Origin of the sequence: Ruegeria sp. HKCCSP351, from assembly GCF_017872535.1 — a bacterium.
Lineage (GTDB): Bacteria > Pseudomonadota > Alphaproteobacteria > Rhodobacterales > Rhodobacteraceae > Ruegeria.
Map to the genome: position 1 here is coordinate 377,218 of NZ_JAEDOV010000002.1, position 22,022 is coordinate 399,239.

18 protein-coding genes and 1 pseudogene are annotated in these 22,022 nt (G+C 54.8%); 6 read left to right on the forward strand and 13 right to left on the reverse strand.

Annotation, left to right across the window (positions count from 1 at the left end):
* From I9182_RS05920 to I9182_RS05935, 5 genes and pseudogenes are all read right to left on the reverse strand, one after another.
* Positions 1–1,275 carry an HlyD family type I secretion periplasmic adaptor subunit gene (locus tag I9182_RS05920; protein WP_245222507.1) on the reverse strand — a complete coding sequence of 425 codons (1,275 nt, stop codon included), beginning with the start codon at positions 1,273–1,275 and terminating at the stop codon, positions 1–3.
* 41 nt (positions 1,276–1,316) lie between these two features.
* The gene (locus I9182_RS05925; RefSeq protein ID WP_209507145.1) at positions 1,317–3,014 is read right to left on the reverse strand and encodes a type I secretion system permease/ATPase; all 1,698 of its coding nucleotides are present in this window, start codon (positions 3,012–3,014) and stop codon (positions 1,317–1,319) included.
* Between the two features lie 276 nt (positions 3,015–3,290).
* Positions 3,291–3,421: pseudogene (locus I9182_RS20375) on the reverse strand (AbrB family transcriptional regulator); the annotation flags it as partial.
* A gap of 342 nt (positions 3,422–3,763) precedes the next feature.
* Entirely contained in the window at positions 3,764–6,154 is a 2,391-nt protein-coding gene (locus tag I9182_RS05930; RefSeq protein WP_245222508.1) for a 1-deoxy-D-xylulose-5-phosphate synthase N-terminal domain-containing protein, read from the reverse strand.
* Positions 6,151–7,350, reverse strand: a complete 1,200-nt coding sequence (locus I9182_RS05935; protein ID WP_209597209.1) for a methionine gamma-lyase — start codon at positions 7,348–7,350, stop codon at positions 6,151–6,153. The genes I9182_RS05930 and I9182_RS05935 overlap by 4 nt, the downstream gene beginning before the upstream one ends.
* A 115-nt stretch (positions 7,351–7,465) precedes the next feature.
* On the opposite strand from I9182_RS05935, the gene I9182_RS05940 reads away from it, so the two are divergent.
* Positions 7,466–7,918: an Lrp/AsnC family transcriptional regulator gene (locus I9182_RS05940; protein ID WP_209507088.1), complete on the forward strand. Its 453-nt coding sequence runs from the start codon at positions 7,466–7,468 to the stop codon at positions 7,916–7,918.
* Positions 7,919–8,136: 218 nt separating this feature from the next.
* Here the strand turns inward: I9182_RS05940 and I9182_RS05945 are convergent, their stop codons facing one another.
* The 6 genes from I9182_RS05945 to I9182_RS05970 form a co-directional block, all read right to left on the reverse strand.
* On the reverse strand, positions 8,137–9,042 hold the full coding sequence (locus tag I9182_RS05945) for an HAD hydrolase-like protein (RefSeq protein WP_245222510.1): 906 nt from the start codon (positions 9,040–9,042) through the stop codon (positions 8,137–8,139).
* A complete protein-coding gene (gene phnE, locus I9182_RS05950; RefSeq protein ID WP_209597213.1) occupies positions 9,039–9,854 on the reverse strand; it encodes a phosphonate ABC transporter, permease protein PhnE in 816 nt (271 codons plus the stop codon). Before phnE (I9182_RS05950) ends, I9182_RS05945 begins: the two co-directional genes overlap by 4 nt.
* Entirely contained in the window at positions 9,854–10,669 is an 816-nt protein-coding gene (gene phnE / locus I9182_RS05955) for a phosphonate ABC transporter, permease protein PhnE (RefSeq protein WP_209597216.1), read from the reverse strand. Before phnE (I9182_RS05955) ends, phnE (I9182_RS05950) begins: the two co-directional genes overlap by 1 nt.
* Positions 10,666–11,460, reverse strand: a complete 795-nt coding sequence (gene phnC, locus I9182_RS05960) for a phosphonate ABC transporter ATP-binding protein (RefSeq protein WP_209507092.1) — start codon at positions 11,458–11,460, stop codon at positions 10,666–10,668. Before phnC ends, phnE (I9182_RS05955) begins: the two co-directional genes overlap by 4 nt.
* A gap of 60 nt (positions 11,461–11,520) precedes the next feature.
* Positions 11,521–12,495, reverse strand: a complete 975-nt coding sequence (gene phnD / locus I9182_RS05965; protein ID WP_209507093.1) for a phosphate/phosphite/phosphonate ABC transporter substrate-binding protein — start codon at positions 12,493–12,495, stop codon at positions 11,521–11,523.
* A gap of 61 nt (positions 12,496–12,556) precedes the next feature.
* Positions 12,557–13,366 (reverse strand): DeoR/GlpR family DNA-binding transcription regulator, encoded by an 810-nt coding sequence (locus I9182_RS05970; protein ID WP_209507094.1) that lies wholly within the window; start codon positions 13,364–13,366, stop codon positions 12,557–12,559.
* Positions 13,367–13,589: 223 nt separating this feature from the next.
* On the opposite strand from I9182_RS05970, the gene I9182_RS05975 reads away from it, so the two are divergent.
* From I9182_RS05975 to I9182_RS05995, 5 genes are read left to right on the forward strand one after another with little or no spacing between them, the layout of a single operon-like run.
* Complete coding sequence (locus I9182_RS05975; RefSeq protein WP_209507095.1) at positions 13,590–14,054, forward strand: NUDIX domain-containing protein; 465 nt, start codon at positions 13,590–13,592, stop codon at positions 14,052–14,054.
* A 59-nt stretch (positions 14,055–14,113) separates the two neighbouring features.
* Complete coding sequence (locus I9182_RS05980; protein ID WP_209507096.1) at positions 14,114–15,139, forward strand: ABC transporter substrate-binding protein; 1,026 nt, start codon at positions 14,114–14,116, stop codon at positions 15,137–15,139.
* On the forward strand, positions 15,140–17,356 hold the full coding sequence (locus I9182_RS05985) for an iron ABC transporter permease (RefSeq protein ID WP_209597218.1): 2,217 nt from the start codon (positions 15,140–15,142) through the stop codon (positions 17,354–17,356).
* The gene (locus tag I9182_RS05990) at positions 17,353–18,423 is read left to right on the forward strand and encodes an ABC transporter ATP-binding protein (protein ID WP_209507098.1); all 1,071 of its coding nucleotides are present in this window, start codon (positions 17,353–17,355) and stop codon (positions 18,421–18,423) included. Before I9182_RS05985 ends, I9182_RS05990 begins: the two co-directional genes overlap by 4 nt.
* On the forward strand, positions 18,424–18,990 hold the full coding sequence (locus tag I9182_RS05995) for a histidine phosphatase family protein (protein WP_209597220.1): 567 nt from the start codon (positions 18,424–18,426) through the stop codon (positions 18,988–18,990). It begins immediately after the preceding gene.
* 3 nt (positions 18,991–18,993) lie between these two features.
* Here I9182_RS05995 and I9182_RS06000 read toward each other — a convergent pair whose 3' ends face one another.
* The gene (locus tag I9182_RS06000; RefSeq protein WP_209597222.1) at positions 18,994–19,785 is read right to left on the reverse strand and encodes an inositol monophosphatase family protein; all 792 of its coding nucleotides are present in this window, start codon (positions 19,783–19,785) and stop codon (positions 18,994–18,996) included.
* 88 nt (positions 19,786–19,873) lie between these two features.
* Entirely contained in the window at positions 19,874–21,922 is a 2,049-nt protein-coding gene (locus I9182_RS06005) for a dockerin type I domain-containing protein (RefSeq protein WP_245222535.1), read from the reverse strand.
* Positions 21,923–22,022 lie beyond the last annotated feature (100 nt).

The following is a 22,022-nucleotide window of genomic DNA, read 5'->3' on the forward strand; positions in this document are numbered from 1 at the left end:
TTATTCCCTAAAGGCACGGTTGAAGTAATCTGCCATCGGCTTGACAAGATAGGACAACGGGGTGCGTTCATCGGTTTTGATCAGTGTCTCAACAGGCATACCCGGCAAAAGCTCCTGACCGTTGAGACGGTCCAGCTCGCCATCATTCATAACCACTTCGGCGCGGTAGAATGTAAAGCCTGATTTTTCATCCGTGAATGTATCGGCTGATACGTTTTTGACCTGCCCGTCCAATTCAGGCGTTTCACGCTGATTGAAGGCTGGAAACCGCAGGGCAACAGGTTGACCCACATGCAACTGATCTACATGGATCGCGTCAACGCGCGCGGCGACAAGCAATGGCGTATCCTGTGGAACAACATACATCATGGGTTCACCCGGCTGAACGACAGACTGAAGGGCAAAGACCTGACTTCCATATACTGTTCCGCTGACCGGTGCGCGGATGTCCAAACGTGTCAGCCGCTCGGTCAGGGACAGTCGGCGTTCCGACAGTTCAGCAATTTGTGCCTGAACGTCCCGCAACGTGGTAATTGCCTCTTCGCGGCGGGTTGCAGTCAGTTCAACGATCTGGATCTCGGTTGAAGCGATCTGCCCTTTGAGGCGGGCGACTGCGGCTTCCAGTCGGCCTATTTCACCTGTCAGGCTGGCTTCTTCCCGTTGCAGGGCCAGCACACGACTGGTTTGCGTCAATCCACGTTTCAGCAGGTTTTGCTGGTCTTCCAACTCATCCTCGATCAATTCGACCTGACGGCGCAGCGATACGAGTTGGGCTTGTGTACCTTCAATCTCACTTTCGATCTGAACCAACTGCTTGTTCAGCTGTTCCTGCTGTTTGGACAGCGTTTCCACGCGGGCGTTGAACAGGTTTTGCTGACCTTCGATCAGGTCCAGATCGATGTTGTATTCCGTCTGAACCTCGTGCAACCGCGCCGACAGCTCTTGCGACGAAAGCCCGTCGCGTTCGGCCTGAAGACGGACACGGCGTGTCAGCAGCTCAAAAAGCTGCGCTTCGACAATCGTCTGTTCGGACGATAAGAAGGTATCATCCAGCCGTAACAGCATCTCGCCCGAGGCGACCACATCACCATCGCGAACAAAGATCTCTCCAACAACGCCACCATCAGGATGTTCGACCACCTGGCGGTTGCTTTGCACTTCGATCACGCCTGAGGATACGATCGCACCGGCGAGGCGCGTCTTAACTGCCCAAAGACCCAATCCGCCAACCAAAATGGCAAGCGCGGCGAATCCCACCAGGGCAGGAATTCTCATACTCCAGGCCTGCGCCTGCTTCTTGGTCGTCTTTTTTGCCATTATTCACCTACGGGGCTAAGCTTGCGCTTAATCGCGCCCGCGTTTTGCACCATTGCGCTGAGAACCTCGTCACGACTGCCGAATCTGACCACTTGTCCTTTTTCGACAACGGCCAGATCGTCACATTCCGAAATGGCCTGCGGGCGGTGTGTCATGATGATCGCGGCTTTGCCGGCCGCCTTGAGCCCCCTCACGGCTGCGTTCAAGGCTTCGGTGCCATCCGCGTCCAGTGCCGAGTTTGGTTCGTCCAGAATAAGCAGAACAGGGTCGCCATAGAGGGCGCGGGCCAGCGCGATGCGCTGTTTCTGTCCGCCGGACAACTGGCTGTCATTGCCTTCAAGGAAGGTACCATAACCTTTCTCCAAAGACAGGATCAGGTCGTGCGCATTAGCTTTCTTGGCTGCGGCCACCACCGCTTCGGAATCCGGGTTTTCTGACATCCGGGCGATGTTCTCGGCCACGGTCCCGTTAAACAGGGTAACCTGCTGCGGCAAATATCCGATATGGCTGCCCAGATCGTTGGAGTCATATTGATCCAGAGTGGCACCACCCAGCCGAATTTCCCCGGCTGCCGGGTTCCAAAGCCCCAGCAACGCCTTGGCCAGAGTCGTCTTTCCCGACCCACTTTTGCCGATGACACCCAGCGCCTTGCCCGGTTGCAGCTTCAGATTCACGTTCCGCAACGTAGGCGTTGTTGCCCCAGGGGGAATAACAGTCAGAGATTTGGCTTCCAGCTGCGCTTTCGGGATGGGCAAGCGGATCCGCTGCTCCTCGGGTGGGGTCTGATCCAAAAACCGGCTGAGCGAAGTCCAGGCCGTTCGCGCACGCTCGATCATGCCCCATTGGCCAACCGCTTGTTCGACCGGGGCGAGGGCCCGACCCAAAAGGATTGAGCCCGCAATCATCGCGCCCGGTGTCATTTCATTTTGCAGAACCAGCCACGCGCCCAAGGCAAGCATTGCAGATTGAAGAAACAGTCGTAAAGACTTGGTCAAAGACGTAAAACTACCCGTCCAATCGCTGGCGGAGATGGTTTGACGCAAGGCATTCGAACGCTGGTCCAACCATCGCTTTGTCACGTCCGCCTGCATACCTTGAGAGCGCACAACCTCTGCCGCTTGTCGCGCATGTTCGGCAAAGGCATTTGCTCGCGCTGCTGCTGATTGTGCCTCGGCGACTTTCCTGCTGGTCAGCGCCTGATTGAGCAATGCAATCACGACAAGCAACGCACCGCTTGTCACGGCCAGCCAACCCAACAAAGGATGAAACAGGAAAATCGCACCCAAAAAAACCGGCGTCCACGGAATATCCATCACCGCCAACAAAACGGGGGACGAGCACAGGTTTCGAATGGATTCCAGATCGCGCAAAGCCGTTGCCGGGGCCGACCGAATTTGCGGCAGAAGTGAACGTCGCAGCGTTGCTTCGAAGACGCGCTCATCCAACTGTGACTGAAACCGTGCACCGAACCGGGCAACGATGCGACCGCGGGCAAAGTCCAGCATCGCCATCAGCGCATAAAGCAACGCCACCAACAAAAACAGCGCTGTCAGGGTTTCCACCGCACGTGAGCCCAATACCCGGTCATACACCTGCAACATGAACAATGGGCCCGTCAGCATAAGCAGGTTCACAAAAATGCTGAACAAGAACGCCAAAGCAAGGAACGCGATCCCCTGATTGCGCACATTGCGCAGTTCATGGCGGGGGGCCGCAGATACGCGGTGTTCAGGTTTCAATGTTTTCAATCCACATTATTCGGAGATGCGCCCCCGCATTTAAAAAGTTAGATCAGCCTTGCCAAGTTTGCACATCTTTTTTTAGGCAAGAAACCGCGGGTCCTTAGCGTAAAGAAGCGCTATTCAGCCGCAGCTGTAAAACCAACGGCAATTTTCGTCGTCGTATCGTAGATGCTTCAAGATTACGGCAAGCTGGGTGAAAAAGCGCTTTGATCATCTGGATCACTTCCGCGATCAGTTCCAGCGGAATAGAAGGTTTGTAGTGACCGGTGCACCGATGATCACCAAAACACCCGTGTCCGGTGATGGGTAATGACAAATCCCAGATCAGCGCCCGAAAAGATAGCCAAGACCATCATCTCGGCGAGACTTCTGAGTGCAAAGGTAAGGCATTCTACAACACAGAGCGACCCCATTCCGCACTTGGCCGGCGAACGCCGGACGAGGCACATTGGACCAGCTTGGAAGAGCAAAAAGCAGCATGAAACCTAAACCCGATACACCTTATTAACGCTGCAAAACTGTCCAAAAAGGTAGGACCACTTCATTCTCCTTTAGTCCCAAACGGCAATTATTCTCAGATCCCAAAAGTTTGGTTCGAACAAGGTGCCTTTCGTTCCGGGCTTTGAACCCAAGCGCGCGCCTGCAGAAAGGGCCCAAATACCCGGAGCTTAAGGTGCCTCAGCTGTGACGCCCAATACCGCCGCTCATGTGCGAAGCAAAGCCTTACCATGGGTCAGACCATTCACCTTCTCCAGGATGGCTTCCGCGTCAATGCAATGGTGCCGATAGAGGTCGCCGATTGTCCCTGTCTGACCAAAATGTTCGACCCCCAATGGGATGGTCTGATGTCCCTGTACGGCACCCAGCCAAGACAATGTCGCGGGGTGTCCGTCGATCACTGTAACCAGCTTGCAGTGGCGCGGCAGACCGGACATCAAAGCTTCGATGTGGGACCGAGCAGCCAAGTTCCCCCGCGAACGCGCCCGTTGCGCAGCCGTCCACCCGGCGTTTAGCCGATCTGCCGAAGTCACCGCCAACACGCCAATGTCTTTGCGTCCTTCGCCCATTACGCCAGCGGCTTTGATCGCTTCGGGTGCAACGGCCCCTTGATAGGCGATTACAACCTCGCAATTCGGGCCCGGCTTCCGCAACCAGTATGCACCATCAATGGCACCTTGGCGGAACTCATCGTCCACACGCTTTCCAGGCTGTTCAATCGGGTTTGTCGTCAGGCGCAGATAGACCGAACCGCCTGTTTCGTCCCGCAGCCAGGTGCGTTCGTCCGGTTGTCCTTCGCCGCCACGCTGAAGGTAATCAAAGGCCCATTCCATGATCACCGCCAGTTCATCGGCAAAGGCTGGCTCAAAGGCTGCCAGACCGTCCTGACTCATCCCGATCAACGGTGTGCCAATGGATTGATGCGCGCCGCCTTCTGGTGCCAGCGTTATGCCCGAAGGCGTGCCGACCAGCATAAAGCGCGCATCCTGATAACAAGCGTAATTGAGCGCATCGAGGCCGCGGCTGACAAAGGGGTCATACACCGTACCGATTGGGATGAGCCGCTTGCCAAACAGGGAATGCGAAAGGCCCGCAGCGCCCAATAGCAACATGAGATTCATCTCGGCGATACCGAGTTCGATATGTTGCCCTTCGGGAGTAAATTCCCATTTTGCCGTCGAAGGGATACGGTGTTCAATGAAAGCGTCGGCTTGCTCGGATCGGGCAAACAGTTTGCGCCGGTTTACCCAAGGGCCAAGGTTTGTTGTGCCTGTGACATCAGGGGACGTCGTCAGGATACGCTCGGCCAATTGGCTGTCGCGCTTCGACAAGTCATCCAGAATCTTGCCGAAAGCCATTTGGGTCGAGATTTCGCGGCTTGTGTCGATGTCAATAGATGGAACATCCAGCTTGTCATCGAAATAGCGTCGCGGACCTTTTGCAAAGAAGGGAACTTTCGACAGAAAATCTTTCAGCGCCTCTGGGTCCGGCACTGCCGAGAGAGGTTCCCATTCCTTGCCGGCAGGCACGCCCATATGTTCTTGCCACGCGACGAACTGGCTGTTGTTCATCAGTCCGCCGTGGTTGTCCTTGTGGCCCGCAATTGGCGTGCCCCATCCCTTGACAGTGTAGGCCAGGAAACAGGTAGGGCGGTCATGTTCGATTGCATCAAAGGTTTGGGCCATGGTCTCGACGCAGTTGCCGCCGAGGTTTTCCATCAATGCAGCGAGTTCGGCATCTGTGCGCCGTTCGATCAGCGCCGTCACATCCCCCTGATCCCCAAGATCGTCCATGAGGCGCTTTCGCCAAACCTCGCCACCCATGAATGTCAGGGCCGAGTATTCCTGGTTCGAGCAGGCATCAATCCAGTCTCGCAGCCGATCACCGCCAGGTTCCTTGAAGGCCGCGCGCTGCAACACGCCGTGCTTCACCCGCACGACATCCCATCCGAAGGCATCAAAGATTTTTTCTATCCGTTCGAACAAACCTTCACGAACGATGCCGTCAAGCGACTGCCGGTTGTAGTCGATAATCCACCACGTGTTGCGCAGGCCGTTTTTCCAGCCTTCCTGCAATGCTTCGTATACGTTGCCTTCATCCAGTTCAGCGTCGCCTACAAGAGCCACCATGCGCCCCATCGGGGCATCTGCCCCCCAGTTTTTGGCCTTGACGTAGTCCTGAATGATCGAAGCAAACGAGGTGATCGCGACACCCAAACCTACCGAACCTGTCGAAAAGTCGACATCATCGATATCCTTTGTCCGGCTGGGGTAGCTTTGCACGCCGCCAAACCCGCGAAAGTTCTCCATCTTCTCGCGGGTCTGGTTGCCCATAAGGTACTGCATCGCGTGGAAAACCGGTGACGCATGAGGTTTGACCGCAACCCGATCTTCGGGGCGCAAAGCTGAGAAGTAGAGCGCCGTCATGATCGAAACCATCGACGCGGACGACGCTTGATGACCACCAATCTTGATCCCATCCACCTTGGGACGGATATGGTTGGCATGGTGGATCATCCAATGCGACAACCACAGCAAACGCTGTTCGACGATTTTCAACAGCTTGGGATCATACGGCATGGTGGTCTCCGGGTTCATGCGGCACTGCGGGCAGGGTAGGGCAGAGCTTGCTCCAAATCCGCAAGGATGTCATCAACGTCTTCCAGCCCGACGGAAAGACGGATCAGACCGTCGCTGATCCCATGTTCTGCCCGTTCTTCCGCAGTATAAGTCGAATGAGTCATGGATGCCGGGTGCTGGATCAGGGTTTCTGCATCCCCCAAGGACACGGCGCGTTGGATCATGTTCAGGCGGTTCATGAACTCGATGCCACCGGACAGGCCAGACTTGATTTCAAAGGCGATCATGGCCCCCGGCTGCGACATCTGGCGTTGTGCGACATCGTGCTGGGCAAAACTCTCAAGCCCCGGGAAATAAACCTCACTGACGGTAGGGTGTGCCTGAAGGTAATCGGCAACCACCTTGGCGGACGCACAGTGACGATCCAATCGCAGGTTCAGTGTCTTCAACCCACGCAGGATCAGCATTGCGTTAAAAGGTGCCATCACTGCGCCTGTCATGTCTTTCATGCCGACCAGCCGGATCTCAGAAATCTGCTCGGCGGTTCCGACCACAAGACCCGCGACCACATCGCCATGCCCGCCCAGATATTTGGTGGCGGAGTGCAGGACGATATCCGCGCCGTGCTCGATCGGGCGGGTCAGATAGGGGCTGGCATATGTATTATCGACCACAACATGCGCACCAACAGAATGCGCGATCTCTGAACTGGCGGCGATATCCACCAAGCGCATGTTTGGATTGGCTGGGGTTTCAAAATAGACGACGCGGGTTTTTTCGGAAACAGCGGCTTTCAGGTTTGCAGGGTCCGTCATGTCGACATGGGTAATAATGACACCCCATTTTGCCAGCCCGTGGCGCATGAAAGCGAAAGTGCATCCGTATAGCGTTTTGTCGACAATGACTTCGTCACCTGGTGACAGCAGGGTCCAAAGTACGGCGGTAATTGCGCCCATCCCGCTGGAGAGGGCGAGCCCGGCCTCGGCACCTTCCAGCACGGCAATGCGCTTTTCAAGAAGGTCACATGTCGGGTTCGATATTCGGCTATAGATATGGCCTGCGCGCTCACCGGCAAACATTTCCCCGCCAGCCTCTGCGGATTCGAAGGAGAAAGTTGAGGTCAAGTGGAGGGGCGGGGTCAGCGCACCATCGTTTTCAAACGGGTTGTAGGCATGATGAATGGCGCGAGTGGCAAATCCGGTTGTGCGGGTCACGGTGGGCTCCTGAGCTAAGTTGTTATCACTTTGCGCCTTTACTTTGAGCAACGGGTTGCGAATAATGCCAAGTTTAGGACAAGTATTGGCATAATATGCTAAGAATGGAGAGAAGATGGACGCCAAAGACAGGCAGATCATTCGAGCGTTGCAACGGGACGGGCGTATGACGAACCAGGATCTTGCTGATGAGGTCAACCTATCTCCTTCACCGTGTCTGCGGCGGGTCAAAAACCTTGAGGCCAGCGGTGTCATCAAAGGATACAGCGCCGATGTGGACGCTGCCGCATACGGGATGGCGATTACCGTCTTTGTCCGCATCCGGCTTGAGCGGCACAATGAAACAGATGTGCAGAAATTCGAAAAACGCGTTCGGATGATCGATGAAGTTCTAGAATGCCACGTGCTGACCGGCGCAATGGATTACCAGTTGCGGGTATTGGTATCAGACCTCGAAGCATACGAGGACTTTATTCGAAACCGAATTCACCCGATCGGCGGAATAGCTTCGATCGACACCAGTTTTGTCTATGGAACAGTCAAGAAAACAGCGGTGTTTCCAGCCTGAGATGGCTTGAGTTCTCGAAAGTGACCCTTAGCATTGAGTTCCAGATTGTTAGGATGCGAAATAACCGGTTTCGAGGTTCTGAGACTATGGGTATTTGCCGTTAGAAAATTCACCTACTGGATACACCTCCACAAAAGCAACATAATCATCATTACACGCATCTTCTGCATGGCAACCTGCCCGTACACTCTTCCTAAAATACGCCTTAGTTCGAAATCTCAGGGTCGGGTCACGACAAAATCCGGCACAATCGCTGCTTGTTTGATAGCTTCCTCAACATCATGCCCGGCGAAGAATCCAAAATCCGAGACAAGTGCCGAAGCCACTCCGGCATGACGCGCGCCCAGAATGTCAGTATGCAGACTATCACCCACCATCAGAACGCGGGATTTGTCGACAGGCCCAAGTCGCTTAAAAGCAAGATCATAGATATTGCCGAAAGGCTTTCCATAAAACTGCGGGGTTACGCCCGTCCGGTCGGCCAAACGGTGCGCGAAAAGACCGGGTTCTTTGGAAAAGCCGTACTCACGTGGGGCAACGATGTCCGGGTTGCCAACCAATACCGGGCGGGGTCGGCTTAGCAATGCCGCCTCCAACATCGCCTGCCGGGTTTCGGTCCAGGCGGCTGACCCGATCATCAGAAAACCATCAACAGTTTCGTAGGGTTGCGGGTCATCCTCCAGATAGGTTAGTTTCAAATCTTCCAAATCGCGAAGCCCGGCGCTGGGTGTCGCCATCAAACCCCAATGCAGCCCATGTTGACCATTCAGCCCGGACAGCAACGTAGCCCGACTGGTAATCACATCCTGCGGAGCGAAGTCATATCCCAGCCTGGTGTATTTCTCCAACAGCGTGGCGTGGGGAAACCCGGCGGCATTCGACACCACCAGGACACGTTTGCCCGCAGCCGTTAGTGACTTGATCCGTTCCGGCGTATCGGGGATCGCCGTTTCTCCGATATTGAGAACCCCGAACGCATCCAGCAGAAACACGTCGAACTCATCCATAACTTCGGAAAGGGTCTCGATACGACAATAATTCACGTCGTTCGGTTCAATATCTGGAAGGCGGTGCCGGACGGCTTCGTAAGCCTTAAATGCCTCCTGCGCTGAGAATCCGGTCAAATGATCGCTCCTCGTACTTTTGCCGAAACCCATTCGCTGATCATGACCGCAAGAAGAATTACGATTAGGATAAGGCTGACTTGCGGCCACGCCAGAACATTAAGCGAGGCCGAAAGCTGCAACCCGATACCGCCGGCACCAACCAGCCCAAGAACTGTGGACTCGCGAATGTTGATGTCCCAACGAAAGACTGCAATTCCGGCAAAAGCAGGCAGGATTTGCGGAACAATCCCATACGCCATGACTTGCCACCGCGAAGCACCGGTGGCTGTGATCGCCTCGACCTGACCGTGATCAATCTCTTCAATCGCTTCATAAAGAAGTTTGGCGCAGAACCCGATTGAACGGATGGCGATCGCTATGACACCGGCAAACACACCTGGTCCAATGATAGCGATCAATAGCAGCGCCCAGATCAGCGAGTTGATTGAGCGGGTCGAGACAATGACCAACAAAGCAATGGGCCGGATGAACAACGCCGACGGGGTAGTGTTGCGGGCCGCCAAAAAGGCAACCGGCACAGCCATGCACAGAGCGATGATCGTACCCAGAGTAGCAATGTTCAGGGTATCCCAGATCGGGCGACCCAGCTGGGTGATATAGTCCCATTTGGGCGGCGTTGCGCGGGTCCAGATATCGTTGGCGATACGGGGCGCATCCCAGACGAAAAACCAGGTTGTCGATTGCGAAATCAGCTGCCAACAGTAGACAAAAACCGCTACACCCAGAAGCCATCCAAACCAGCGAACCAGGCTTTGGCCCGTCGTCCGCCTGCGCCAGATTTGTGTATCGTCGCGTTCAAGAACCGGCATTACTGAACCCTCGCGCGGATAATTCCCGAAAGGTATTCGAGGGCCATGACGATTCCGATGATAAGGATCAGAATGGCGGCTGCCGTGTCGTATTCATATCGATCAAACGCGGTGTTCAGTGTCGCGCCAATGCCGCCTGCCCCCACCAACCCGAGAATAGCGCTTTCCCGGAAATTGATATCGATCCGGTACATGGACAGACCCACAAGCCTAGGCATGATCTGAGGCTGAACCCCGTAGTTGATCCATTGCAGCCATCGTGCACCAGAGGCCTGGATCGCCTCAGCCTGAACTTTGTCCATCGCCTCGATATCTTCGGCCAAAAGCTTGGAAAGAAACCCAATGGTTGCGAAAGACAGCGTTAAAAATCCTGCCAGCGGGCCAAAGCCAAAGATGGCCACAAGCAAAATGGCAACGATTATTTCCTGCAATGCCCGGCTTAACGCGACAATGCCGCGGCAAATCATGTAGATTGGCAACGGGGCGATATTACGTGCAGCCCCCAATCCAATCGGGATCGAAATCAGGATGCCAACAACCGACGCGGCCACGGTCATCACAATGCTTTCCAGAAGGCCGGCCCAGATATCTGACCACCGTGAAATGAAATCCGGGCTGGTAAAGGCAAGGACGAACGCCCATCCCCTGTCCAGTCCCTCATAGACCCTGCCCCAATCAACATCGATGGTCATGAACGCCGCAATCAGGTAAGCGAAGAACCCCAGTATCAATGCCCTGCGCAACAACGTGTTTTTGATAAAGGCCGGTTTGCGCCAGCCTTTTCCCAGCATGTCGTCAAGTTCTCGATGGCTCATTCTGCGGCCTCGACATCTTCATCCTCATCCACTTTTTCGATGGTCGCTTCCCAGTCTTCCTCGCCGTAAATCTCGGTCAGCTTTTCCGGGGTGAGCCCTGTTGGAAGACCATCAAATACGATTTCGCCAAAGCGGAGGCCCACGACACGCGGAACGAACATCTGGGCTAGAGCCACGTCATGGATGTTGATGATGGCCGCCAGCCCGCGCTCCTGACACAGCTCGGTGATCAGCCGCATGATCTGTCGACTGGTCTTCGGATCCAGCGACGCGGTCGGTTCATCGACCAGCAACAACTTTGGGTCCTGGATCAGAGCGCGGCAGATACCGACCCTTTGGCGTTGACCACCCGACAACTCGTCCGCGCGTTTGTCGGCCATATGCAACAGCCCCACCCGGTCCAGCAGGCGGAAAGCCTCGTCCACATCCGACTGCGGATACCGCCGCAGAAAGCTGCGCCAGAATCCCACATACCCCAACCGACCGGACAATACGTTTTCCATCACGGTGAGGCGTTCGACCAGGGCATATTCCTGAAAGATCATACCCATTTCGCGGCGTGCTTTCCGCAACGCACCCGACCCGAGTTTGGTCAGGTCCATGTCATCCAGAAGAACACCGCCGCTTGTGGGTTCGACCAAGCGGTTGATGCAACGGATCATGGTCGATTTCCCCGCGCCCGAGGGTCCAATCAGTGCAAGCACCTGCCCTTTGGGTACCTCAAGATCGATGGCCTTCAGTGCCTGATCTCCGGTCTTGTAGGTTTTCGTCAGCTTTAGAAGACGCAGCATAAATTGCCCCCGATTAGGGTGATAAGCGGGCCTTTTCAGGCCCGCTGGATTAAGCAAGACTTATTGGCAGGCGTAGGAGACGCCGTTTGCCGCGTCAATTTTGCGAATGACGTCCCAGAATTCCTGGTAAGTCATCTCAAGAAATTGGCCTTCGTTCGACTTGGAAAACTCCGCTTCAAGCGTCGTCCCTTCCCACTCGAAGTTGAAAAACGCATTGCGGATTTTCTCCTGCAATTCGGGCGTCAGGTTGTAAACGGTCCCAAACCCTGTGGTCGGGAAGGTCTGCGACTTGTAGATCGTAACGACATCATCTTCATTGATCACATCGCGCGAGATCATCCGGGACTTAACGGAGTTCGCAATTGAGGCCGCCAGGTAATCCTTGTTTGCCACACCCAGGATCGAGTTGTCATGCTTGCCCGAATAGACGGGTTCGAAATCGCGATCGGGCAGAAGATCGAAGTCACTTTTCAGGATCGCCGACGGTGCTTTGAAGCCCGAGTTGGAGGTGGGCGACGTAAACGCAAGTTGCTTGCCTTTGATATCCTCGACCTTTTCGATGCCCGAGCCTGGATAGGTGATGATCTCCATTTCATAACCGAAGTTACCGTCTTTTGAGGCCATGATCGTAAACGGACGGAACCCGGCACAGTTTACCGCAAGTGGGTTGGACCCGGTGTTGAAGCCTGCAATATGCAAACGCCCCGAACGCATCGCCTCGATCTGGGCCGCGTTGTTTTGAACGGGAAAAAAGACAACGTCCTTGCCAGTTTCCGCTTTCAAATGGTCAAGAAAATCTGACCATGCGGTTTTGTATACGGCGGGGTCTTCTACCGGTGTATAGGCAAAAATCAGGGTGTCAGGATCAATTTGCTGGGAAGGATCTGTGGGGATATCCGCAATCAAATCCCCGTCGACATCGCAAAACCGCTCGTCGAGATCACCCCTCGGGCAATCTTGCGCCGAAGCTGTGCCTGAAAGCGACATGAGCGCAAATGCCGATGCCCCAACCAATAATCTGATGTCTATCTTCATGTTTTCCTCCCAGTTATGCGCGGTCTTTTTGCAGTCCGCTGTTCGTCATTCATTTCAGTGTTTACGGGGCGACGAGAACATCGACCTCGGCACCGTTGATCGCGTTAAGCAACTCTCCTGTTGGTTTCGTGTCGGAAACTATGGAATCCAGGTTGGTCAGGTCTCCGACCTGAGACAGGCCTTTACGGCCAAATTTTCCTGAATCGATTAAAAGATGTCGATTTGCTGCGCGCGTCAGCATCATTCTTTTGACAGCCGCAAAGCCGCGCACGGTTTCTGAAGGGCCTTCGGCCGAAAAACCTGATGAGCCGATCATGCATCTGTCGACATTGAACCGAGACAGGAATTCCAGCGTTTCGGTTCCAATCGTCGCAGATTCGGTTGCCAGATATTCTCCTGGACAAAGCAAAACCTCGGCAGCCCCATGGCCGAGGGTCATTGCCACCGGAATAGAATTTGTAATCACTGTGCAAGGAGTGCCGAGATAAGCCAATGCACGGGCCATCTCGATTGTGGTCGAACCGGAATCGATCATGACTGTTTCACCGTCGCGCACCAGCCCTGCCGCGCTGATTCCTATGCGTTCGCGCTCCTCAATTCGCGCGTTGGCCCGCTCGTCCAGACCTGGATAATGCCCTTGCGCCGGGGCAGATGCCCCTCCGTGCGCGCGTGCGATCAGGCCGTCATTCGACAGAGCGTCGAAATCCCTGCGCACCGTCTCGTTAGAGACGTTGAAACGCTGGGCCAATTCATTGATGCGAACGTGTGGGCGAAGCTTCAACTCCAGCAGTATTTGCTGGCGCCGGTCGGATTTCTTTACCCTACCCCGTCCCTTTTCAATCGTTTTGGCACGTGTTTTCGTTTTGGACATCCAACAACCCAATCAGGTTTCAAACCCCACTTTTGTGGGATTTCGGGCATAATGCAATAATTTTTGTTGCATAACCCTCAGTAGGTTGTGACAATTCGGAAGAGTCCAAAGCGCAAAGCAAGAATGATGAATTGAACCGGTTCAAAGTGAAAACCTAAGGACCACCATTAACGACTGAAGGTTATTCTGGGCGCGCTTTTGATACCGTGTCATTGAGGGCAGCATGAGCGACGGCGACATAACAGACCAGATTGCAGCACTTCCGATGCGCTGGGACAGGGATGGAAAACTGCACGTTCTGATGGTGACTTCGCGCGATACAGGGCGGTGGGTCATCCCAAAAGGTTGGTTGATGGAAGGAAAGAAACCCTGGCATGCCGCTGAAATTGAAGCACTGGAAGAAGCAGGTGCTGTCGGGGCAATCTCGAAACAGCCAATTGGTCATTTTTTCTATGACAAGCGCTTTGAGGGCGCGAGTAGCGTTCGCTGCCGCGTTACTCTCTATCCCATGGTCGTTGAAAAGTTGAAACGGCGTTGGAAAGAACGGGACGAACGGACGCGTCATTGGTTTTCACCAGGGAAAGCGGCAAAGCTGGTGGAAGAAAGAGATCTCTCAAGTTTTTTGAAAAATCTGACAAGCGACCAGAACGCCCAGTCTGTCATTAACAAGCTACGAAAAGCTGGATGAGAAAGCGCCTGACAAAATCAAAGATACTGGGCGCGCAATTACCAAAGGGAGGAAGGATAATGAAAAAAATTACATCCACGGCCGTCGGGTCGCTGATTGCAATAGCCGCGTCTGTGTCGGCAGCGCAGGCAGACAAGCTGACACTCTATTGCTCGGCGCAGGAAGACTGGTGCCAACTCATGGCGCGCAGTTTCGAAGATGCGACGGGCATTGACGTCAATATGACGCGTAAGTCGTCAGGTGAAACCTTTGCACAAATCCGCGCCGAAAGTTCGAACCCAAAAGGAGACGTGTGGTGGGGCGGCACGGGTGATCCGCATTTGCAGGCCGCCGAAGAGGGCCTGACAATGGAATACATGTCGCCAATGCGCGATCAGCTTCATGATTGGGCGATTTCCCAGGCCGAAAGTGCCGGAAACAGAACGATCGGTATCTATTCCGGCGCACTTGGGTATGGCTATAACGCAGACTTGCTAGCGGCCAATAACCTGCCCGAACCCGCCTGCTGGAAAGACCTGCTAAAGCCTGAATACAAGGGTCACGTTCAGATGGCCAACCCGAACTCGTCTGGTACGGCCTACACTACGCTGGCCTCGATGGTGCAGATCTTTGGCGAGGATGAAGGTTTTGAGTTCATGAAAGGCCTGCATTCGAATATCAATCAGTATACAAAATCCGGATCGGCACCAATCAAAGCAGCCGGTCGTGGTGAGAACACCATTGGCATCGTCTTCATGCATGATGCGGTAAAGCAGGCTGTATCGGGTTTCCCGATTAAGGTCGTCGCACCATGCGAGGGCACGGGATACGAAATTGGCTCGATGTCCATTATTGAAGGCGCCCGCAACGAGGAAGAGGCTAAGAAGTTCTATGACTGGGCGCTGTCGCCCGAGGCTCAGAACCTTGCCCTTCAGGTCAACGCGTTTCAGGTGCCCTCGAACAAGAGCGCAGAAACGTCGGATAGCGCGCCTGACATGAGTCAGATCAAGCTGATTGACTATGACTTCAAAAAATATGGTTCCTCAGACGAGCGAAAGCGCCTGTTGCAGAAATGGGACGAAGAGGTTTCAACTCTGCCGCAGTAAATGACTGACCGGACTTCAAAAACGACCCATCAGGTTCTGATCTTCTGGATCATCGCCGGGTGGGTCGGATTCTTTCTGCTGCCGTGGTACATGGTCGACGGCGGCCTGTGGTCATTCGAATGGCTTTTTGACGGCTACCCGTTTGACGAAGATTATGCCCCCGCTGCATTCCTGATCGCACAGGGTGAGAAGCTTTGGCTTGCCCCACTGTTGATCGCCCTGACCTTACCCCTTTTGGTGTTGAAGCAAGCCAAGTCTGACCCGCTCTATGCCCGTGTTCTGATCCTTTCCGGCGCACTCGGCTTCGGCTGGTTGATCGCGCAGGGTTTCGGGATTGGCATCAGGGGATTCAATTTCAATTGGTTGGAAGCCTATTTTGGCGAACTTGGTGATCGCCAATTCGGCATGGGCTATGGTGCAATGATTTGCGCTTCAAGCTTTCTATTCCTGTTGACCCAAGGCATTGCGGCAAGAGGTGCCATCAACGGTGACGTCTTTGTCGTCAGTGCGATTGGCGGTGTGATTACCATCGTCACTGTCTTTGTCTTTTTTCCGATCGCCAAGATGCTGTTCGCTGCCTTCGTCACTGAAGATGGCGCATATTCCATTGCTGTCTTCTTCTCAAAGTTCTTTGATGCCCGGCTATGGGGGTTGGGGTGTTTTTTTGGTGCCAGATGCGGCGCAGCATGGAACTCGTTGTTTCTTGCCATCCTGGTTGGCTTCGTCACGACAGTTCTGGGGTTGTGCTTTGCACTGGTTGTGACCCGCTCGGGTTTCCGCTACAAACGCGTGCTGCGGGCTTTGACTGTTCTTCCGATCATCACCCCGCCATTTGTGATTGGCCTCGCGCTGATCCTGCTTTTTGGCCTGTCAGGCTCAGTCACACGGTTCGTCGCAGAACTGTTTGGCACGCAGGCAACGCGCTGGCTGTACGGAATGCCAGGCATATTCATCGCACAGGCCCTTGCATTCACACCCATTGCATTCCTCGTTCTTATCGGCGTGGTGGAAGGCGTCTCGCCATCTATGGAGGAAGCGGCCCAGACGCTCCGCGCCAGCAGATGGCAAACGTTCAGGACAGTGTCCCTGCCCCTGATGCGCCCAGGTCTTGCCAATGCATTTCTTTTGGGCTTCATCGAAAGTATGGCCGACTTCGGAAACCCGCTTGTTCTGGGTGGGAATTTCGACGTTCTATCGACCGAGATTTTCTTTGCCATCGTCGGTGCGCAATACGACCAAGGCCGGGCGGCCGTTTTGGCCATGGTACTGCTGTTTTTCACCCTTTCGGCCTTTTACGCGCAGCGTGTTTGGCTGGGCAAGAAAAGCTATACCACCGTGACAGGCAAAGGTGACGCAGGCGTGCACCCTTTGATGCCGACAGGTCTTTCAGTTCCCGTGCTGGTAATCGCTCTTGGCTGGGCGGTGTTCACGATCATTGTCTATGCAATGATCATCTACGGCAGTGTGGTCGAGCTTTGGGGGGTCAATAACTCCCTGACCCTAAAACACTATGTCACTGCATTCTCTGTTCGATTTGAAGAAGAGGGCATTCGTTGGACCGGCGCCGCTTGGGACAGCTTCTGGACCACCATAACCATTGCGGCAATTGCTGCCCCTCTGACGGCGGCGGTTGGGTTGGTAACGGCTTACCTGTTGACCCGGCAGAACTTTGCAGGAAAGAATGCTTTCGAGTTTGGAACCATGCTGTCCTTTGCTATCCCCGGTACGGTGATTGGTGTCAGCTATATTCTTGCCTTCAACGTTCCGCCGATCGAAATAACCGGCACAGGCGTTATCCTTGTTGTCAGTTTCATATTCCGCAACATGCCGGTTGGGGTCCGTGCGGGCATCGCTAGCATGTCGCAACTTGACCGCAGTCTTGATGAATCATCGCTGACCCTTGGCGCAAACTCGTGGCAGACATTTCGTCGTATCATTCTGCCGCTGCTACGCCCCGCGATACTGGCCGCGCTTGTTTACAGCTTTGTCCGCGCGATGACGGCGATCTCGGCTGTGATCTTTCTGGTCAGCGCCGAATACGACATGGCAACCAGCTATATCATCGGGCGGGTCGAGAATAACGACTATGGTCTCGCCATTGCTTATTCGACGACGCTGATCTTCGTGATGCTGGCAGCGGTCGGGTTATTGCAAATTCTCGTCGGTCGGGTCCAGATCGGTCGGCGCACACAGAGCACAACGGAGACACCCTCATGACCGACAACAAAATCGGTTCCAAGGCCGCCCCGGTATTATTTGAGAACGTGTCGAAAGTGTTCGGCAAAAATGTTGTTGCTGTTGATAACATTAACCTTCATGTCGAAGCGGGAAAACTGGTCACGCTGCTTGGCCCATCAGGCTGTGGGAAAACGACAACGTTGCGCATGATCGCCGGGTTAGAGATGGCAAGCTCTGGCAAGATTATGATTGGCGACCGGGACGTCACCAAACTGCCCGCAACAGACCGCGACGTATCAATGGTGTTTCAATCATACGCGCTGTTTCCGCACATGAGTGTGCTGGAGAACGTAATGTACGGCCTCACGTTCTCGGGCTTTGCCAAGGATGAGGCTCGGAGCCGCGCGCTGCATGGCTTGCAATTGGTAGGGCTCAAGGGGTTCGACAATCGCCTTCCCTCCGAACTCTCGGGTGGTCAGCAACAACGTGTCGCCGTCGCGCGTGCACTGGTTCTTGAACCACAGGTTCTGCTGTTTGACGAACCGCTGTCCAACCTCGATGCCAAGCTGCGACGCCAGGTACGCGAGGATATCCGGGCCATCCAACAAGACCTTGGACTGACGGTTGTCTATGTCACCCACGATCAGGAAGAGGCCTTGGCCGTCTCTGACGAGATCGTCGTGATGCGAAACGCCGCGATCGCTCAGATGGGTACACCTCGCGAGCTTTATGACGCCCCGAATGACCGGTTTGTTGCCGATTTCATAGGCGAGGCAAACCTGCTCAACTGTCAGATCGTTTCAACCGACGGTGATACTGCAACAATCGAGATCGAAGGGTACCGCCAAACTTTGCCGCGCCGCGGTTTGACCAATGGGCCCGCGACCATCGCTGTACGACCCTCGCGCCTTGTAATTGGATCTGATGACGGCATCGCCGCTACAGTGGCCAAGGCAACCTATGTTGGCGTGCGGATGGAATACACACTGACCGGCGCATTTGGTCAGGTTTTTGCGGTCCACGATGATGTTGATGCACCGCTTGCGCCGGGTACCGAAATCACGATGGGGTTTGCCGGCAAAGGACCGGTACTTCTGCCTGACTAGATGCCGAGTTTACTGATCATCACTCACCCCGAGGTCGTTATTGATCCGGATACCCCCATTACTGAATGGGGTCTGAACGCGACAGGTCGCCGGCGCGCCGCAGCCTTTGCCGCCAGTGAAGTTATGGCCAATGTCACCCACGTCTGGGCCAGCAGCGAACGAAAGGCTCGCGACACTGGTGAGATTTTGGCCGCACCTTTGGGGTTGCCTCTAAATATCCACCCGGATCTTGGTGAGAATGATCGGAGTGCCACTGGTTTCCTGCCACGGGAAAGGTTCGAGGCGGCCTCCGACGCATTCTTTGCCCAGCCGGAGATTAGCTTTCGCGGTTGGGAAACTGCGGCCGACGCGCAGAGGCGCATTCGTCGGACAGTGTCGGAGATCATTCGTGCTCATGGCACCGGAGACCTCGCTATCATTACACATGGTGCGGTCGGGACATTGTTGTGGTGTGAGCTTTCCGGAAATCCGATTGACCGCCATTACGATCAACCGTCACAAGGCCATTATTGGCAGGCTAGCCTGACAACTCTACGACCTTTTTCCACTTGGTTGCCAATGGCCTAGACGTTAAGCACCCCAAGCGCTCTCTGCGATTTCCAGCAAGCTTTCAAATACGTCTGGTGTGCCGACGATCACGCGCCCACCGTCGCGGATCATCGCGTCGGCGTCTTGATCTTCGACAACTCCGCCCGCTTCCGCGACCAGCAGTTGTCCGGCCAGACAATCCCAAGCGTTCATGTGTTCTTCCACATAACCCAGAAGTCGCCCGGCTGCGACATAGGCCAATGACAACGCCCCGCTGGCGTTTCTGTGAAACATGGAACCGCGCTCGATCAGTTCTGCGACCACAGGCACGACGTGGCGAGTTTCGATCCGGTTCGAATACCCAACAGAAACCGTCCCGTCCTGAAGAGCCACGCCAGAGGCCACGCGTATAGGTAAACCGTTCAGTGTCGCGCCCTCTCCGCGTGTTGCCACAAAGGTCTCGTCCATATTCGGATCCCGAATCACACCGACCGCAGTACGCCCTTCGGTGACACCGGCCAGAACAATCGTCCATACCGGTATGCCATTGACGAAATTCGTAGTTCCATCAATTGGATCAATCACCCAGTCAAAACCGCTCTCACCGGTGGCAGCGCCGTGTTCTTCGCCAAATATCCCGTCTTGCGGCCAGGCAGCCATGATCTTTTGGCGAATGAACGTTTCGACGTTTTTGTCCGCCTCACTCACCCAGTCCTGAGCACCTTTTTGATCAATGACCAGATTACTCCTGTCCAAGAAGTATTTCTCGGCAATCACCCCAGCTTCTTCACAGACCGCGATGGCAAAATCTCTGCGTTCCGAAAGACGATTCATGGCCTGTCCTTTTGTGTTTGTGTATCTAAGGCCAACATTGCGGACCAAGCGGAAGCCTTGCAATGACTGAGTTGCAGCACCGTTCAATTCATGCCGCTTCGAGGTTGCCGAGCAATATGGACGTCATATCGGCGGTTATCACCCCGTCTATGGCAACAACATCCATTCCAGTCTGATAATCAACGTTGCTTTTTGTAATTCCCGACAAGTCCGCATTTGAATCCAAAAAGACCCATTGAGGTTCATGCGCAGTGGGCTGTCCAACGGCCACCTGCAATATTGCCAGTGCATCCAGGGCATTGATGGTGCCATCTTGATTGATATCTGCCGCGATCAGGTTTTCCGCAGCGGGGGGACCCCAAGTCGGATCGAGGCCAACCGAAATGCGTAACACTTGCAAAGCATCCATTGCGTCAATCTCTTTGCTCGCTGTCGAATAGTGCTTGATGATGTCCAGTCTTCCGGGGAAAGTGCCATCCGGAAGGTCCAAGTCAAATTGTCCCTGATCGTCAGCCGTGACGGATACCGTGCCACCACCGACCGGTGTGAACTTGATCTCTGCATCCGACAATCCGGGATTAGCAGATTGGCTGTCCACTGTGATTGGCCCAAGCACGCCATCCGAACTGTCCGGCGTCAAACCGCCGAAATTACCGAAATCAACCGGAATGTGATCGGGGCCATCGAACCCGGCCCCGAAAATATCAGCGCTGGTCAGCGTTCCACCCGAAGCGGACTGAACCTGCACGACCTCGCCCCGATACTCTATCCGGGCCCCTTGTGTAGTGCTGGTAAAGGTCAGTTGCTGAGGGGACCGCAACAGCAGGTAGTCAAACAAGTCCAGACGGTCCACACCCGGCTGAAAATCCGTGATCGTCGTCATACTGCTGCCCGACTGCATCACGAAAATGTCGGCCCCTGCCCCACCTGACATGGTCGTAGCACCCGTTCCTGCTATCAGTATGTCGTCGCCATCGCCACCCATCAGGGCGGTATCCAGAATACTACCGCTCAGCATGTCGTCTGCGGCAGTCCCCGACACTGCTCCAAACCCTTTGTCCACGATCCCCAGATTATCGACAGGAACCGTAATGACAGTCACTCCGGCGCCTTGTTGCGACGTAGCCAGAACCTGCAACTCGTCACCAACATGGGCAAGGCTCAGCGATTCGACGTTCTGTAATCCACTAATCAACGTGTCAGCGAAACTATCCAGATAGACCAACTGGCCTTCAGGTGTCAGCGTGAACAATGTAAGCCCATCGTCACCGCCACCCGCCACGACGAATACGCGCCCGTTGATGTCCACGACCTCAAGGTCCTGCACAGATTCGAAGCGGGTCGTGAGCGAATCCAGAATATGATCTGTGGCGCTCAGGCTGCCGTCAGCGTTCAATTGAAGCACACTGAGCGAATTGCTGCCTGCACCCGCCACGATCACCCAGGGTTTGCCGTAGGCATTGATCGTTTCGACGGCTGTCGGAGTTGAGATTCCGAGCGTCCCGAGGGCCGAACCGTTGTCAATTTCGGTCAACTGACCGGAAATGCTGTCGATCCGATAAGTTGAGACTGTATTGCTGGCCGCATCACTTGAGATCAGAAAATGGTCAGTCCCTGCGCGCAGCGTCTGCATCGCGTCACCAGTGCCAGAAACAAGGCCAGCAAGGCTCAGCGTTCCGTCCTGATTGACAAGGTATGTCCCGATTTGCCCCGTTTCTTCATGAGCCATTGCAAGAACATCCATCAGGCCAATCGACACTTGAACAATGGCCGAGATATCTCCGCCTCCTGTCAGAGATCCGGTTTCCGTAAGGCTGTCCAGGGTGCCGTCTACGTTAAGGTCATATCCGACCAACCCGACCGCCATATTCACATCCAGTACAAGTTGTTCGGTTCCCGCCAGCGTTATCGGTGTGCCACTGCGACCAACCTGAAACGTGATTGTTCCGCTGTAATATTCCGTGTCGACCAGTTGCGGTAACGCACCTTCGACCAACCGCCAGACAGCGACGCCGCCACCCGGTCCGGTGACGGTATAAAGATACGTGGTGCCGTTAAACGTTTTTAAAGCCGTATCGCCGATACCTGAATCGAGCGCCGCGCTCCCCGTTGCCACCACACCTTCGAATTGAAGCATCACAGCCAACACCTCCTGCGCCACTCCTGGCCTTGACCAAAAGATGACCTGATGCACGGACCGAAACAAAAGCGGAATTGTGGTGAAAACGAGAAGTTCG